This is a genomic window from Vibrio sp. 1F263, assembly GCF_041439035.1.
In the GTDB taxonomy this organism is placed as follows: domain Bacteria; phylum Pseudomonadota; class Gammaproteobacteria; order Enterobacterales; family Vibrionaceae; genus Vibrio; species Vibrio tasmaniensis_A.
The window spans coordinates 52,245-69,597 of record NZ_JBGONI010000028.1 but is presented as its reverse complement, the minus strand read 5'-3'; the positions used below and the strand labels follow the sequence as shown (position 1 = coordinate 69,597).

Genomic DNA, 17,353 nt, shown 5'->3' with positions numbered 1-17,353 from the left:
GCAACCTTGCCAAGGTTGAGGTCATCGGTTCGAACCCGATGTATCGCTCCAAATTAAAAAGCCCGAACAGAAATGTTCGGGCTTTTTGGTTTCTGCTGTTCTGATTTTTATGCGTTATTCCTCTTTCTGTTTGAACACACCCAAACTTCCTTTTCTATCTCAAAATGTTGCTATCAAGTTCGTTTAGATTACTTAGCTTTTAAAAGCGAGATTCCCTATGAACTCGTTCCTCGTGCTAGGGAATGACGGAAAGGCAAAGCCCTCACTAACACCGCCTGTATATCCATGTCGTCATCCTCGGGCGTGAGGAACGAATGAACCGGGGATCTCCTTACCTAAAGATTAACTTGACGATATTTTCAGCAATTTGTCAGTTACCGCTCCTATTTATCAAGCGATTATTAAAAACTATTGATCGTTCATTTCACTTTATGTTATTTTCCCGCGCAATCTCGGAATGAACAATGTTCAAGAAGAGCAACGATTGCTTCTGGGGGATACGCGTAGTGACCATTCTTGCTGATTGGGACATTACGTAGGGTAGGTATCAGCTAGCCTTTAGCTGATAGACGGGATACTTATGGCGCAATTCGCCATGCTAATGGGAAACCCAACATTGAACACACTAATAACAACATTGCTAATCAGCTCTGCATTTCCAAAAGGGCCAGTTCTTCATAGCTGTCCGATACTGCACAAATGTCCAATTCTTCAAAACAGTAGCATTACTGAACCTTGAGCTCACGCTAACTAGTTTCTGCTGTCCTAAGACGGCCTAATTTCGTATTCGTCATTTGACTTATGCGAGCGTACAGCTATATCTCATTTCTAGACAATACGCGTGTTTCACTATGAACTCTCTCCAAATTTAAAGAGAGCTGGTGGGTATTTGCGTGTTATGGAGGTGAGTATGAACACATTCAAGGGGACTTTTATGACTACCGCCTTTGAAGTCGATATTAATACTATCGCAAATTCATTTTCAACTATGGTTCCTATCGTAGAGGGAACTTACGACCTAACGCCTGACGCTATTTTGCTAGAGCAAGAACAGCATGAGTCGGATGTTCGCTCTTACCCAAGACGCCTACCAATTGCTATTAAACGAGCATGTGGTGTTTTAGTTGAAGATACTCGTGGCCAACTCTTTCTCGATTGCTTAGCTGGTGCAGGTACACTTTCTCTGGGCTACAACCACCCTGAGATTAACCAAGCACTTAAAGACCAACTCGATTCTGGTTTGCCATATCAGACACTTGATATTACGACTCAAGCAAAAGAGACGTTTATCAAGCGAGTAAAAGCTTTTCTCCCTCAAGACTTTTCAACGAACTCGGTTCTTCAATTCTGTGGCCCGTCTGGCGCTGACGCTGTGGAAGCCGCGATCAAGCTAGCCAAGCAAACCACAGGTCGTAACACTATGTTTGCTTTTCGCGGTGCTTACCACGGCATGACGAACGGCACCATGGGCATGATGGGTAACCTCGGCACTAAAGAACGTCGTAGCGGCTTGATGTCTGACGTACATTTCATGCCTTTCCCATACAACCTCCGCTGCCCGTTTGGCATTGGTGGTGAAGCAGGTGCTAACGCAAGCATTCGTTACATCGAGCGTATGTTGAATGACGATGAATCTGGCATCATGAAACCTGCAGCGATGATCGTCGAGCCTGTACAAGGTGAGGGCGGTGTGATTCCAGCTCCTGCATCTTGGTTACAAGGCCTACGTCGCATCTGTGATGAACATGGCATCCTACTGATTTTTGATGAAATTCAGTGTGGCGTGGGTAAAACGGGTCATCGATTCGCGTTTGAAGAGTCAGGCGTTAACCCTGATATCTTATGTTTATCTAAAGCGATTGGTGGCGGACTGCCTATGTCGCTGCTTGTGTTCGATAAGAGCATTGATACATGGAAAGCGGGTGAGCACACCGGTACATTCCGTGGTAACCAATTAGCAATGGTGTCTGGCGCTAAGGCACTGGAAATCATCGAGCGTGATGGCTTGGTTGAGCACGCGAACATCGCAGGTCAATACTTACGTCACGGGCTTGAGAAGATTCAATCACGCGTTGGCTGTATTGCTGAAGTTCGCGGTAAAGGCTTGATGCTTGGCGCTGAGATCAAGCAACCAAATGGTGATCTTAACAAGTTTGGCGAACCACAATCCGACGGCGAACTAACCTTAGCGATTCAACGAGCAGCACTAGAGCGCGGCTTGATGGTTGAAAAGGGTGGTCGTGATGGTTCGGTAATTCGTTTCCTTCCGCCAATGATTATCTCTTTTGAGCAGATCGACTTTGCATTGCGCGTGATGGAAGAAGCGATCATCGCAGCGGGTGGTGGTTTACAACAAGACCCAGCTTCAAGCGAACAAACTAACCAAGAATGGAATAAGCATTTCATCCAGACAGGTTTAGGCGGTAGCAACGAATTTGCTAACGTGATGAACCAAACCACTCAAGCGATGAAAGCGGTTTTTGAACAGGTAGAAACCCCTTATTCAGGTTTAGATCCAAAAGTGCTAGAAGCAGCTATCAATGCTGTTGATCTCGATAACAATCAACACGCTTTGGTTGATGTTGTAGATAGCACTGCAGACCTTGTCGCTGCGAACTCCATCTTCGTACAACACCCAGACTGCATTGCACACCTTCACACTCCACCGCTTATGGCTTCGGTAGCTGCGGAATCGATTATCGCGGCGTTGAATCAATCAATGGATTCATGGGACCAAGCATCTGCTGCGACTTATGTTGAGCAGCGCGTCGTGGATTGGATGTGCGACAAATACCAACTTGGCGCACAAGCTGACGGTGTTTTCACGAGCGGCGGCACGCAAAGTAACTTAATGGGTTTATTGCTTGCGAGAGACTGGGTTGCAGATAAGCACAATGGCCACTCAATCCAAAAGCTTGGCTTACCAGAATACGCAAGCAAGCTTCGTATCTTATGTTCAAAGAAATCTCACTTTACGGTTCAAAAGTCAGCTTCTCTACTAGGGCTAGGCGAAGCAGCAGTGTGCTGTGTTGACACCAATGCAAACGGCACTATCAAGCCTGACTTGCTAGACGCTGAAGTGAAAGCACTTAAAGCACAAGGATTGATTCCTTTTGCTGTTGTCGGTACTGCGGGTACGACCGATCACGGTGCGATTGATGACCTTGAAGCGATTGCTGACATCGCCAACCAACAAGGCCTTTGGTTCCATGTCGACAGTGCTTACGGTGGCGCGCTTATCTTAAGTAGCCATAAAGCTCGTCTGAAAGGCATCGAGAAAGCGGACTCAGTCAGCGTTGATTTCCACAAGTTGTTCTTCCAAACAATCAGCTGTGGTGCTGTGCTGCTGAAAGACAAAGCGAACTTTAAGTACCTACTGCATCACGCAGACTACTTGAATCGCGAGCACGATGAGCTGCCAAATCTAGTCGATAAGTCTATCGCGACCACCAAGCGTTTCGATGCACTGAAAGTCTTCATGACCATGCAAAGCGTTGGGCCAAAGCAACTGGGTGATATGTACGATCATCTCCTAGAGCAGACGCTTGAGGTTGCCGACCTGATTCAGAAGCATGACGATTTTGAGCTGCTTGCTGAGCCGTCTCTTTCGACTGTGTTGTTCCGTTCGGTGCCTAACAATGGGCAATCAGCACACAACGCTCTTGATTTAGATAAACTGAATCAGACGTTAAGACTGGAGGCGCTGACTCGTGGTGTTGCCGTGCTTGGCGAAACGGTCGTCGACGGTAAAAGTGCGCTGAAATTTACAATCTTGAATCCGTGCTTAACGACATCAGATTTCAAATCTCTAATTAACAAAATTCAAACTTTAGCTATTGAGCTAGCAGAACAACAAGGGTAATTAAAACTATGGCTATTCTACAAATTGGTGCAGGCGGCGTTGGTTGGGTTGTTGCACACAAAGCAGCACAAAATAACGAAGTACTGGGTGATATCACAATCGCTTCTCGCACAATCGCGAAGTGTGAAAAAATCATCGAATCTATCAAGGGTAAAAACAACCTTAAAGATTCAACTAAGAAACTAGAAGCACGTTCAGTAGACGCTGATGATGTTGATGCGCTTGTTGCTTTGATTAAAGAAGTTCAGCCGGATCTAGTGATCAACGCTGGTCCTCCTTGGGTAAACATGGCAATCATGGAAGCGTGTTACCAATCTAAAGTATCTTATTTAGATACATCGGTTGCGGTTGACCTATGTTCTGAAGGCCAACAAGTACCACAAGCTTACGATTGGCAGTGGGGCTACCGTGAGAAGTTCGCAGAAGCGGGCATCACAGGTATTCTTGGTGCTGGCTTCGATCCAGGTGTGGTCTCAATCTTTGCTGCGTACGCGGTTAAGCACTTGTTTGATGAGATTGACTCAATTGACGTAATGGACGTGAATGCTGGCGACCACGGTAAGAAGTTTGCGACAAACTTTGATCCAGAAACCAACATGCTTGAGATCCAAGGCGATTCTTTCTACTGGGAAAATGAAGAGTGGAAACAAGTACCTTGTCACTCTCGTATGCTTGAGTTTGAATTCCCTAATTGTGGTTCTCACAAAGTTTACTCAATGGCGCACGATGAAGTTCGTTCAATGAAAGAGTTCATCCCTGCTAAGCGTATCGAATTCTGGATGGGCTTTGGTGATGCATACCTGAACTACTTCAACTGCATGCGTGATATCGGTCTTCTTAGCCCTGATCCACTAACGCTACATGACGGTACTGTGGTTCAGCCTCTGCATGTTCTTAAAGCACTACTACCAGACCCAACATCTCTAGCTCCGGGTTACACAGGTTTAACGTGTATCGGTACTTGGGTCCAAGGTAAGAAAGACGGCAAAGATCGCAGTGTCTTCATCTACAATAACGCAGACCACGAAGTGGCTTACGAAGACGTAGAGCACCAAGCAATCTCTTACACTACGGGTGTTCCAGCGATTACGGCTGCACTTCAGTTCTTCCGTGGCGAATGGGCTGATAAAGGCGTGTTCAACATGGAACAGCTAAACCCAGACCCGTTCCTAGCAACCATGCCGGAAATCGGTCTAGATTGGCATGTTCAAGAACTTGATGCAGGCCAAGGTCTTCCTGTGATTCAAGAGCTGAAAAAATAAGAACTGATTTCTTGTTTTGATTGCTAATTAAAGGGGACATGGATTGTTCCCTTTTCGATGATGATAGCCTTGAAGCTTTGGTATCATTTATTTTGATTTTGTAACTCACTGCGCTCGGACAGGACAAAATCAAAATAAATCACACCAAAATTGTTAATTTACCTTTCCATCTATAGATGCTGCTTGAGTGTTTACAAAAATGACGTTTAAGAAAGAAGAACTAAAAACCCCATATTTCATGATCAACGAAGACAAGTTGATTGCGAATCTAGAGAAAGCCAAGCAACTGAAAGAGATTTCAGGTGTGAAATTGGTATTGGCACTGAAGTGTTTTTCGACATGGGGTGTGTTTGACATCATCAAACCTTACCTCGATGGCACGACAAGCTCTGGCCCATACGAAGTCAAGCTTGGCCACGAAACCTTTGGTGGTGAAACGCACGCTTACAGTGTGGGTTACAGCGAAGATGACGTGAGAGAAGTTGCGGATATCTGCGACAAGATGATCTTCAACTCTCAAAGCCAACTTGCCGTTTACCGTCATATTGTTGAAGGTAAGGCTTCATTGGGTTTACGATTAAATCCGGGTGTGAGCTACGCAGGGCAAGACTTGGCAAACCCAGCGCGTCAATTCTCACGTTTGGGTGTGCAAGCTGATCACATCAAACCGGAGATCTTCGATGAGATCAATGGTGTGATGTTCCACATGAACTGCGAGAACAAAGACGTCGATGCATTTATCGGTTTGCTTGATTCAATCTCAGAGCAGTTTGGTGAGCACCTAGATAAGTTGGACTGGGTGAGCATGGGCGGTGGTGTGTTCTTCACATGGCCGGGTTATGACATCGAGAAACTGGGTCTTGCGCTAAAAGCCTTCTCTGAAAAGCACGGCGTGCAGATGTACCTAGAGCCGGGTGAAGCCATCATCACTAAAACAACCGACCTAGTTGTGACAGTTGTTGATATTGTTGAGAACGTGAAGAAAACGGCAATTGTCGATTCGGCAACCGAAGCTCATCGCCTTGATACGCTTATCTACAATGAACCAGCATCGGTATTAGAAGCGTCTGAAAACGGTAGCCATGACTACGTGATTGGCTCGTGTTCATGCTTGGCGGGCGATCAGTTCTGCGAAGCGAGCTTTGATGAGCCACTGAAAATTGGTCAAAAACTGCATCTGTTAGACAGTGCCGGTTACACCATGGTGAAACTGAATTGGTTTAATGGCCTAAAAATGCCATCAATCTACTGCGAACGTAGCAGTGGCGAAGTTCAGAAGCTAAATGAATTTGGCTATGAAGACTTCAAACGCTCATTATCACAATGGTCAGTTAAGTAACTAAATTATAAGTTTATATAAATAAAAAGAGCAGCGAATGAGCTGCTCTTTTTGTTTTCCTTTAAAACTAGTTAAATGGCTTAACTAATCTAATCAGAGGAGAAGGGGGGTTACTTGGATCTATAATCGTTTCCAGAGCCTCTTCAAAATCAATGATCAAACCATCATAGGCACTGTTAATTTTGTGTGCGTCTGGTGTGTTCGTCCAGTAAGGCTCATTGGTTGTAGTGGGGAAATGTGTCAGGTTGATAGCAGGTTTCGTACAGCGGTACTCTACGATTGAACTGAGCTCTTTGATATTTGGCAAGCGAAAGCCCGTTTGACTAGCAATTGTGGTTAGGTTTGTGTCTTTAGTTGCATTGAGTGCATCTTGCCAGCTTTTGTATTTAAGTGCTGTTCCATCACATTTATCTTGTGCGGAATTGTAGCTTTCACCTAAGTTACATTTAGACCAAAGTAAATTAGTGGTAACGTCCAGTAATGTACCATCTTTACGGTCGATAAGCTGCCCGTCTTTAACCGATGCCGACTGTGTCGTTACACATGTTTGTGCTAATACGTTGCCACATAGTAGGGTGGTTAGTGTCCCTAAGCATATATGAAGTTTCATTAGTCTAAGCCTCCGCTCACAGCGACAATACCCGCTGAACTTGAAATGTTTTTATTACAAAGCTCTAGCTCTCCCGTAGCCGTATCAACGCATCGTACGCTACCGTTTTTTTTTACTGAGCTTGTTTTGGTAAAGAGCTTGGTACCTAGGTTAGGGAAGAAGTCCACACCACTTGATGGTTTGCTGCCGACATTAAAGTTAATGAATGAACGAGCCTCAATAGGAGAGGGCAGACGCCAATCCGTGATGCCGCAGATAGCATAACTGTTTAGGCTCTCAATATAGCTTTTGGTATTACAGTTGCGATTACCAGAATTGTCATTGGGGTAAGCGCATTGAGAAGATATAGGTCCGGCGCTGTACAGCAGATCGTTAGGCGCTCCGGCATAACCGCCATTGGTGGTTGCATCGGAATCGTACCAAGTGTAGGTGTATGAAGCACTTCGCCAATAACTTGATTCAGTTCCCCAAGGGTAAGGGTTTGCGTTAGCGTCTAGTTTATGTTTTTCAACCCAAGTTTCGATGTTGCTTGTCGTAGGCAGCGCTCTAGCGGTTTGTTTGTTTTCAATATATAAACCTGTTCGTTCATCTTTTACACAGCGCCAACTAGAGGCTGATGAATTTACTGGATTACCATTCGCATCAATCTTGGTGTAGCGGAAACCATATGCACCATCAGAGTGCTCACTTCCATCCGTTTTATCTAAACCAAAATCGGCATCTTGATTAGGGTGCGATGCTGGAGGGGTGGTGCTGTCGTAAGCTGTGCCATCGAAATAGGTTACATAGCCAGTATCGTTGAAGCTTTTCTGTCCGGGTATATAGAACGCAAGCGAGTTTTTCTTAGCATCGACAGCTGCGTTTCCTGCGCTAGCGATGGTGTAGATTACGGATTCTCCGCCTTCATTGAAGCTGTCAGCAATCGCAGAAAACTTGATGCTTGTTGACAGGGTTTCAGCGGCTATCTTGATACTTGAACCAGCGATATCAACACTAAAGTCTTTAGCTGTGGCGATGCCCGTTTGAGCGAGTGTCAGCGTAACCTCTTTAGAGGTGTAGTGGCTTAAAGTTGCTTGCTGAACAACGCTGTCACCCTCTACAACGGTACTTAAGTCTTTGCTAAACCGGACTGTTGGCTGAGCGTCACTATCATTAATGGTTACTTCGGTTTGCTTGTTGGTCAGAGTGTAATTTGCACTGTTATCCACACCAATGGTGTAGTGAAAGGTCTTGTTCCCTTCGTAAAGATTATTATGGGTAAGATTTAAAGGAAGAGCTGCACTAGTTGCACCCGCCGAAACCTTGACGTTTTGGCTAGAGATAGCATCGTAGCTTTTAAACATACCAGTAGAGCGTGTTGTGATATCGCTGGTGACGATAGTGAGAGTGAGCTCTTGGCTTAAGGCTTTGGAAAAAGAAACTGTAATTGACTCTGTCTTCGACCCTGATTGTGGTTCAGAAAATGAAACACTTTTCGGGATGCTAACGTTAATTTGTGATGATGACGAAGTAGACGTTGTTTTACCATTATTCTCATGACCGCTTTTACAGCCACTGAATAGTGTTATGAGAAGGAATACTGAGATGGTATTGAGCTGCCAACTCGACCTGTTTCTTTCCATGTTTGAACCTAAACCATTAAATTGTATAAGATAATCTATGGTAACAAAAATATTATACGAATGCCTGAATTCATATGGTTAAGTTATGTATTTCGAATGTTTCCATATGGTTTTTTGTAAGTTATGTAAGAGGAGGGGGGATTTCTGGAGGGGAGCCTCCCAATGATGAATTTATCATCAGGAGGCTAGCTTGTTAGCTCTCAATCATCACTCGAGTATCTTCACTGAGCGTTTCTAATTCATTTACGACATCATCAATCAAGACTTCAATTGGCAACTTCACGGCGATCTTGGAAGTAAATAGGCTTGAGCTAACACCACCGCCACCAGCGATAAATACTCGGTGGCAATCCATATCTAGAATGCTAATCCCTTGTCTGTCTAGTACATGTGTCACTTCGTTGACGATGCCAGCTCGGTCGTTAGAGTCAAGTCGTAAGTGATGTATTGTGTCTTGTGCGTTGTGAGTGTGGTCTGAATCAACAAACTGCACGATCAAGTCAGCATTGGCACTGAAAGCATCCTTAACAATTGATTCGTTGATGGCAGGAAGTTGAATCTTTAATACGCCTGCAACTTGATCTTCAATAAAGTTAACTTTACTGATGAGCCATTTTCCGTCGTTTTCGTGAGTAACCGCAGCAAGTTGCTTGATTGTTGCTGGTGATGCTTGTCCGATAAAGTTTACGATAAATGTACTGTTCATATCAGCCCCCAAAGTCTCAATTGTTCGTTGCTAATTAAATGTTTGATATCACGCGATAAAGTTCTTTAATTTCAGTGTAGAAGGTTACATCGAACAATGTTTGACCTGTGTCAATTTTTGAAACTAAGCTGTGATGCAAAAAAAGAGAATGAAGAGTAGGGCACAAAAAAAGCGGCTAGAGAGCCGCTTTTAGAAGAGTTGTCGCTTTTATTTGAAATGTAACAACTTAGAGTTCAGAGACTGGAAGCCGATTTAAAACGTTACTTTAAAGTTCATACCAACAAACTGAGAGTCATATGTTGCCCCTGCATCGTAGGCGAATCGGGCTGCGTCTTTGTTATCCCACCAAGGGTTAGTATTCAGATTAACTTCTGCGTCACCACCCCATGCATCACTTACCCAGTAGTGGATATGGCCAACAGGGTTGAGGAAGAACAACGAAACATCACCCATGGTTTGAGAGCCCATCACTTCGCCACCTGAAGCAACAATGTCTTGCTCTGCTTCTAGCATCATTTCACCGACAACAGCCCCAAAGAATGGTGTAATAAAGATATCTTGCCATGAAGGTACTTCAGCAAACGCTTCTACGCCGTATTCCCAGAAAAATGTAGACATTGTCCAAGAGTATAAGAAAGACTCAAACTCGTCATAACCAGCATGTCGAGCTGCGGTGTAGTAAACACCGCCGAAATACGGATGCATTACGTAGTTTAGGAAGTGCTCATCACGGTCCCATACAGGGCCTTCAGAAACGTTATCTTTCCATTTTTTACCTAGTGCACTGATATCACGCTGGTCATCATCCCACTTAGTGATGCTTTCCGGTAAAAGCGTCATGAGGCCAACGGTTGCGACACTTAAACCAAGAATGGTATAAGTTTGGCCCATGAGGTAATCCCAATCTTTGCCATCGCTAACGGTAAGGTAGAGTGGTTGTTTTTCGATCGTTAAATCATATTGGTCGCTTGTTTCGCTTAGCGCATAATTGTTACTAGGCTTATAGGTGTACAAGCTTTCATTAACACAGTAATCTTGAGCGCATTCATCCGAATAAGAAAGGTTGATTGGTTGGTCGAAGTCGTATTGGCTTGCAACCGAGTTAACTGACATTAGCATTGTAAATGCAGCAGTAACCTTCGTTAGTAACGGTGATTTGGCCACAAGGGTCTCCATGAGAAGTTAATAATTGATCCGAGTCACAATTATCTATTAAATGCTTAGTTTAGGGAACTAATAATTTATTGCTTTTCCTAAGAAAACCTTAGATTAAGCATTAGTAATATTTGTGAAAAGGTGAATGACTCAAACTCAACCTTAGACTAGTTTGTAAATAATGCCGTGTCTTTTAATGGCCACAAGGGATATAAATATGACGAAAATCGCAATGTTAAGCACTGGTGAAGAAGTTCTTCATGGGGACATTGTCGACACAAACGCAGCTTGGATGTCTGCTGAGTTTTATCAGCACGGCTTTGCTTTGGCAAAGCGTTCAACTGTGGGCGATCAAATGAACGCTCTGATCGAAGAACTGCTGATGCTGAGCTTCAACTATGATGTGGTTATCGTCAATGGTGGTTTGGGGCCGACAACTGATGATATGAGTGCGGCGGCTGCGGCTGCGGCCTCAGATCAAAAGCTTGTCATGTTCCCTGAGTGGTTGACTCGTATGGAAGAGATGTTCTCTGGACGTGGTATGCCGATGCCTGATAGTAACCTTAAGCAAGCTTTATTGCCCGCGAGTTCAGAGATTGTTGATAATCCTGTGGGTACGGCTTGCGGCTTCAAGCTGAAAATCAACGATGCGACTTTCTATTTCACTCCTGGTGTACCGAGTGAATTCAAACGTATGGTTACGTTTGAGATTCTTCCTGACTTGTCGCGTACCTACCCTCAAGTGGTGGCCTCTGAATGCAGTCGATTGTTTACGTTTGGTTTGTCTGAATCGGGTATCTCGGATGTGTTAGACCAGCTTAAGCTTCCAGCAGGCTATGAACTTGGCTACCGTTCTTATCTGCCTTTTATTGAGGTCAAACTGTTTGGTCCTAAGGCAGACTTAGAAACTCGCGTTAAGCTTCTGCAAATGGTTTACAAGCTCCTAGAGAGTAATGTCGTGAGCGTTGATGAGCCAATGATTGACCATATTGGACACATCATGGCGGAAAAAAAGAAGACGTTATCTGTATCTGAAGTGTCGACCAAAGGCGCCCTATCAGCGTGGCTGCAATTGAATGAGCAGGTTGAAGACTGCTTTGGTCATTCATGGGTCATGGCTGAGCCAAAAGAGAGCGAACTTGAAAAGAGTGATCCATTAGCCGCAACCTTTGCACTGGCTGGCGCTACAAGAGAGAAGTGCGGTACAGAACTGGCTTTGGTTACTGGTAAGTTAGAAGGCAACACATTTAGCGTCGCATTGTCTACTGAAGCAGGAGAGTGGGGACAGGTGCTTGAGTTTTATCGTCAGTACTCACGCGAAGACCAACGCAACGTGATTAAGACCGTTGCCGCCGATATGCTGAGAAGGCATCTAGACAACAAACCGATGTTTGGTACTTACTCTTCGGTTAAGCGATTGAAAGACATGTTTATTCCTAAAGCGGTACTATAAAACCAAGTCAACGCTATAAAGTCCAAGTTAAAGCTATAAAGCTATAAAGCTATATATGTAATAAATCATATACATCAATAAAGCCGAGTTGGTGCAATAAGCGAGTTGTATGATTGAGCCAACATGAAATACAAAAAGGGCCTGATAATGAAGATTATCGGGCCCTTAAATTTTTAAGCTTGTCTGTTAACGATTCAACATTGTACTAATCGCGCTAAGTAGCTAAGTAGCTAAGTAGCTAAGTAGCTAAGTAGCTAAGTATAAGATCTAAGTACAAGTATTAAGCACTTTTTTGCTTATTTCTGTGAATAACGTTACTCAGCGATAGTTCTGTTTTTGCTTTACAGATACAAGGCAAAATTTCATCGCCTTGTGTGTAAGCCATAGCAAAACCAACGTACTCGACTTCACCAGAATCCAACGTACAGCGGCAAGCGCCACAGTGGCCATCTCGGCAGTTGTATTCTGGCTCTAACCCTGCTTGTTCCATTGTTTCCAATAGAGTATTTGAAGGGTTAGATTCAATAGAAGTCAGCTTGTTGATTTTGATTGTTGGCATTACAGCTCAAACCCTTCAAAGTCGTCAGCTTTTACTTCGTTGTCGATTTGGCCAACTAGGTAAGAACTGATTTCAGCTTCTTGTGGAGCAACTTGAACGTTATCTGAAGACAACCAAGCGTTGATCCATGGAATTGGGTTCGACGTTGCTTCTGGGTAAGCGGTACCTAGACCAACAGCCTGCATACGGATGTTAGTAATGTACTCAACGTATTGGCAAAGAATGTCTTTGTTTAGACCAATCATAGAGCCATCTTTGAATAGGTATTCTGCCCACTCTTTCTCTTGCTCAGCCGCTTCTTTGAATAGGTCGAAACACTCTTGCTTACACTCTTCAGCGATCTGCATGAATTCGAAGTCATCTTGGCCATTACGCAGCAAGTTGATCATGTGCTGTGTACCAGTAAGGTGAAGTGCTTCATCACGAGCGATTAGCTTGATGATCTTCGCGTTACCTTCCATTAGCTCACGTTCAGCGAATGCGAATGAACATGCAAAACTCACGTAGAAACGAATCGCTTCCAGTGCGTTTACAGACATTAGACATACGTAAAGCTTCTTCTTCAGGTCGTGAAGTGAAATCTTAACGTCTTCGCCGTTGATGTTGTGGTTGCCTTCACCGTAGCGGTGGTAGTCAGCCGTCAGCTTGATCAAATCGTCGTAGTAAAATGCGATGTCTTTAGCGCGCTTCAGGATCTCTTCGTTTTCAACGATGTCGTCGAATACTACGCCTGGATCATTTACGATGTTACGGATGATGTGCGTGTAAGAACGAGAGTGAATCGTTTCAGAGAATGACCATGTCTCAATCCAAGTTTCAACTTCTGGTAGTGATACCAATGGAAGTAGGGCAACGTTAGGGCTGCGGCCTTGGATAGAATCTAGAAGCGTTTGGTACTTCAAGTTAGAGATGAAGATGTGCTTTTCATGCTCAGGAAGCTTGTTGTAGTCGATACGGTCACTAGACACGTCGACCTCTTCTGGGCGCCAGAAGAAAGAAAGCTGCTTCTCGATAAGCTTTTCGAAGATTTCAAATTTTTGTTGGTCGTAACGTGCAACGTTTACCGACTGACCCAAGAACATTGGTTCTTTTAGTTGGTCATTTTTTTGTTGAGAAAAAGTACTGTAAGCCATAAATGCCTCAAATCCTTTAAAGACCCGCAATAAAACGGACCCTGTTAATGCTTTAAACCCAGAGAAGATAACTCTTCTCTGGGGTCTTAATGTTTATTGCGATTTAGATCTTACAACCGCCGCCTTCACAATCTTCTTCCGGCACTTGAACTGCATCGCCTTGGTCGTCTTTAGCACCATCACGAGTGTTATGGTAGTAAAGCGTTTTAACACCATACTTGTATGCAGTTAGCAGGTCTTTAAGCAGCTGCTTCATTGGTACCTTACCGCTGTCGTAAACACTTGGATCATAGTTAGTGTTTGCAGAGATAGCTTGGTCAACGAATTTTTGCATGATACCCACTAAGTGCAGGTAACCGTCGTTATTGCCAATGTTCCAAAGTAGTTCGTAGTTGTTTTTAAGATTTAAGAAATCAGGAACAACTTGCTTCAGGATACCGTCTTTCGACGCTTTCACTGATACATAACCACGTGGTGGCTCGATACCGTTAGTCGCGTTCGAGATTTGAGACGAAGTCTCAGAAGGCATAAGCGCTGTTAGCGTAGAGTTACGCAGACCGTGCTCCATGATCTCTTCACGTAGCGTGTCCCAATCGTAGTGCAGCGGCTCTTCACATACTAAGTCGATATCTTTTTTGTAAGTATCGATTGGCAGTAGGCCTTTCGCGTAGTTGGTCTCGTGGAAAGATGGGCAACGGCCTTGCTCTTTCGCTAGTTCAACAGACGCTTTTAGCAAGTGGTATTGAATTGCTTCAAAAGTACGGTGAGTCAGGCCATTTGCACTGCCATCAGAGTACTTAACACCATTCTTCGCTAGGTAGTATGCGTAGTTGATTACACCCACACCTAGAGTACGACGGTTCATTGTCGACTTACGTGCTGCTGGAAGCGGGTAGTCTTGGTAATCAAGCAGTGCATCAAGTGCACGAACAACCAACTCAGAAAGCTCTGCTAAGTCGTCGAGTTCATTGATTGCGCCAAGGTTGAACGCTGAAAGCGTACACAGTGCAATCTCACCTTCGTCATCTTCCACGTTAGAAAGTGGCTTAGTTGGTAGCGCGATTTCTAGACATAGGTTCGATTGACGAACAGGTGCTACTTCAGAATCAAACGGGCTGTGTGTATTACAGTGGTCAACGTTCTGAATGTAGATACGACCAGTAGAAGCACGCTCTTGCATTAGTAGAGAGAACAGTTCAACCGCTTTCACAGTTTCACGTTTCACTGAAGGATCGTTTTCGTACTTAACGTACAGCTCTTCAAAACGCTCTTGGTTTTCGAAGAACGCATCGTAAAGTCCAGGTACATCTGAAGGGGAGAACAGGCTGATGTTGCCACCTTGAACAAGACGAGAGTACATAAGCTTATTAAGCTGTACGCCGTAGTCCATGTGACGAACACGGTTCTCTTCAACACCACGGTTGTTTTTCAGTACTAATAGAGACTGAACTTCACCGTGCCATAGTGGGTAGAACACGGTTGCTGCACCGCCACGAACACCACCTTGAGAACAACATTTTACTGCTGTTTGGAAGTATTTGTAGAAAGGGATACAGCCAGTGTGGAACGCTTCACCACCACGAATTTCAGAACCAAGCGCACGGATACGACCTGCGTTGATACCAATACCAGCACGTTGAGATACGTAACGAACAATAGAGCTTGCTGTTGCGTTGATAGAATCAAGGCTGTCACCACACTCGATCAGTACGCAAGAACTGAATTGACGAGTAGGCGTACGTACACCAGACATAATTGGTGTAGGTAGAGAAATCTTAAACGTAGACGAGGCGTCGTAAAAACGTTTGATGTAATCCAGACGAGTTGATTTCGGGTATTTACCGAATAAACAAGCAGCAACTAGGATGTAAAGGAACTGAGCACTCTCGTAGATTTCTTTTGTTACACGGTTTTGCACGAAGTATTTACCTTCAAGCTGCTTGACCGCTGCATAAGAGAAGTCTAAGTCACGCTTGTGGTCGATGTACGCGTCAAGCTCGTCAAACTCAGCTTTCGTGTAGTCTTCCATTAGGTGGCTATCGTATTTGCCCATATCAACCAGTTTTGCAACGTGGTCATATAGAGCCGGTGGCTCGTACTCGCCGTACGCTTTTTTACGTAGGTGGAATACTGACAGACGTGCTGCTAGATATTGGTAATCAGGAGTCTCTTCAGAGATTAAATCCGCTGCTGACTTGATGATTGTCTCATGGATGTCAGTGGTGGTGATGCCATCATAAAACTGAATGTGAGCTTTCAATTCTACTTGTGATACAGAAACATTGTGCAAGCCTTCAGCTGCCCATGTGATCACTCGATGGATTTTCTCTAAATCGATTGTTTCTTTGCGCCCGTTACGTTTGGTAACAGTAAGTTGTTGGTTCATTCTGCTTAATTTCCCTAACAAAACTGAACAAAGCCGTGTTTTTGTGTATTTCTGTGTAATTTTTGTAAATTACGTTTCGGCTTTGTGATCTTGGTCTACCCATACATTGTAGTTCAAACACAACATATAGGGGTCATTTGTTTGTTGGGTTACAAGATAGTGCTACAGCTTATATTTTTCAAGGTAAAGAAATGGGAGTGCTTGTGGATAAGTGGTGGATTGAAAAAAAACTGTAAGTGACCACTAACTGACGAGGTTCGATGTGACTTGATTGTATAAAAATAGCCTTTTAAGGTTGCTTTATTTTTGCGCACACATAAAAAAAAATCCCTTGATCTTTGAGCAAAATGGGCAATGGATTTTGGATGATTAAAATTAAATCTAGGTGGTCAAAATGGAAGCGAGCGCACGAAATTTAGACTGAAAAAAGTCGTAAAGTTATGTTAATTACAACTCTTTTCAATCGTCTTTTTCTAAAAGATTTTAAGCTGGGGATATTAATAGTTATCGGGTGAGATTTTGCGTGTGGACTATGTAGTTAACATCTACATTTGTGCCCAAACGGTAAGTGTCCGTTAACGGGTTGTAGTGCAGTCCTGTAATCCCCAATTCTTGCAGCGGAGTGTTGTCTATCATCTTGATAAGTTCCGCTGGGCGAATGAACTTTTCGTGGTCGTGAGTACCTTCTGGGACAATCTTAAGTAGCTTTTCTGCACCTACTATAGCGAATAGGTAAGACTTAAAGTTACGGTTCAATGTCGAGAAGAACACATGGCCGCCTGGTTTAACCAACTTTGAACAAGCCGAGATAACCGATTGTGGGTCTGGTACGTGCTCTAGCATTTCCATGCAGGTCACCACATCGTAAGTTTGTGGGTTTTGCTCAGCATGATCTTCAATGGTGCTTTGAATGTAATCAAGCTTGGTGCCGGTTTCTAATGCATGCAGACGAGCGACTTCTAGCGGTTCTTTACCCATATCTAAACCAGTGACTAGCGCACCTTCAACGGCCATGCTCTCAGCCAAAATACCGCCACCGCAGCCAACATCGAGAACTTTCTTGCCAAATAGGCCTTCGGTTTTCTCTAGAACGTAATTTAGGCGCAGTGGGTTGATTTGATGTAGTGGCTTAAACTCGCCTTCTAGCTCCCACCAGCGCGACGCCATGTCTTCGAATTTTTTGATTTCTGCTGGGTCTACGTTTTGTGATTTAGTCATAATCGGCATTTCCAAGTTAAATAATGCATCCATGAAATTGCAGGCATT

General features: G+C 44.1%; 12 protein-coding genes. 4 read left to right on the top strand and 8 right to left on the bottom strand.

Features of this window, described 5'->3' with window-relative positions:
• Positions 1–910 precede the first annotated feature (910 nt).
• The 3 genes from ACED25_RS16675 to nspC all read left to right on the top strand — a co-directional run bounded on the left by ACED25_RS16675 (position 911) and on the right by nspC (position 6,463).
• Positions 911–3,862: a pyridoxal phosphate-dependent class III aminotransferase gene (locus ACED25_RS16675; protein ID WP_371695713.1), complete on the top strand. Its 2,952-nt coding sequence runs from the start codon at positions 911–913 to the stop codon at positions 3,860–3,862.
• Positions 3,863–3,870: 8 nt separating this feature from the next.
• On the top strand, positions 3,871–5,124 hold the full coding sequence (locus ACED25_RS16670; protein ID WP_371695712.1) for a carboxynorspermidine synthase: 1,254 nt from the start codon (positions 3,871–3,873) through the stop codon (positions 5,122–5,124).
• 199 nt (positions 5,125–5,323) lie between these two features.
• Positions 5,324–6,463, top strand: a complete 1,140-nt coding sequence (nspC, locus tag ACED25_RS16665; protein ID WP_371695711.1) for a carboxynorspermidine decarboxylase — start codon at positions 5,324–5,326, stop codon at positions 6,461–6,463.
• Positions 6,464–6,530: 67 nt separating this feature from the next.
• Here the strand turns inward: nspC and ACED25_RS16660 are convergent, their stop codons facing one another.
• From ACED25_RS16660 to ACED25_RS16645, 4 genes are all read right to left on the bottom strand, one after another.
• A complete protein-coding gene (locus ACED25_RS16660) occupies positions 6,531–7,073 on the bottom strand; it encodes a DUF1566 domain-containing protein (RefSeq protein WP_269337376.1) in 543 nt (180 codons plus the stop codon).
• Complete coding sequence (locus ACED25_RS16655) at positions 7,073–8,695, bottom strand: DUF1566 domain-containing protein (RefSeq protein ID WP_371695710.1); 1,623 nt, start codon at positions 8,693–8,695, stop codon at positions 7,073–7,075. The genes ACED25_RS16660 and ACED25_RS16655 overlap by 1 nt, the downstream gene beginning before the upstream one ends.
• A 193-nt stretch (positions 8,696–8,888) precedes the next feature.
• On the bottom strand, positions 8,889–9,401 hold the full coding sequence (locus tag ACED25_RS16650; RefSeq protein ID WP_009848853.1) for a glycine cleavage system protein R: 513 nt from the start codon (positions 9,399–9,401) through the stop codon (positions 8,889–8,891).
• A 252-nt stretch (positions 9,402–9,653) separates the two neighbouring features.
• Positions 9,654–10,565, bottom strand: a complete 912-nt coding sequence (locus ACED25_RS16645) for a DUF3943 domain-containing protein (protein WP_009848852.1) — start codon at positions 10,563–10,565, stop codon at positions 9,654–9,656.
• 208 nt (positions 10,566–10,773) lie between these two features.
• On the opposite strand from ACED25_RS16645, the gene ACED25_RS16640 reads away from it, so the two are divergent.
• Complete coding sequence (locus ACED25_RS16640; protein ID WP_102250188.1) at positions 10,774–12,009, top strand: CinA family nicotinamide mononucleotide deamidase-related protein; 1,236 nt, start codon at positions 10,774–10,776, stop codon at positions 12,007–12,009.
• Positions 12,010–12,289: 280 nt separating this feature from the next.
• Here ACED25_RS16640 and yfaE read toward each other — a convergent pair whose 3' ends face one another.
• From yfaE to ubiG, 4 genes are all read right to left on the bottom strand, one after another.
• Positions 12,290–12,568 (bottom strand): class I ribonucleotide reductase maintenance protein YfaE, encoded by a 279-nt coding sequence (yfaE, locus tag ACED25_RS16635; protein ID WP_012604325.1) that lies wholly within the window; start codon positions 12,566–12,568, stop codon positions 12,290–12,292.
• Positions 12,568–13,701: a class Ia ribonucleoside-diphosphate reductase subunit beta gene (gene nrdB, locus ACED25_RS16630; protein ID WP_004733365.1), complete on the bottom strand. Its 1,134-nt coding sequence runs from the start codon at positions 13,699–13,701 to the stop codon at positions 12,568–12,570. The genes yfaE and nrdB overlap by 1 nt, the downstream gene beginning before the upstream one ends.
• Before the next feature lie 103 nt (positions 13,702–13,804).
• Complete coding sequence (nrdA, locus tag ACED25_RS16625; RefSeq protein WP_371695709.1) at positions 13,805–16,087, bottom strand: class 1a ribonucleoside-diphosphate reductase subunit alpha; 2,283 nt, start codon at positions 16,085–16,087, stop codon at positions 13,805–13,807.
• A 504-nt stretch (positions 16,088–16,591) separates the two neighbouring features.
• Positions 16,592–17,338, bottom strand: a complete 747-nt coding sequence (ubiG, locus tag ACED25_RS16620) for a bifunctional 2-polyprenyl-6-hydroxyphenol methylase/3-demethylubiquinol 3-O-methyltransferase UbiG (RefSeq protein WP_371695708.1) — start codon at positions 17,336–17,338, stop codon at positions 16,592–16,594.
• Positions 17,339–17,353: the final 15 nt, after the last annotated feature.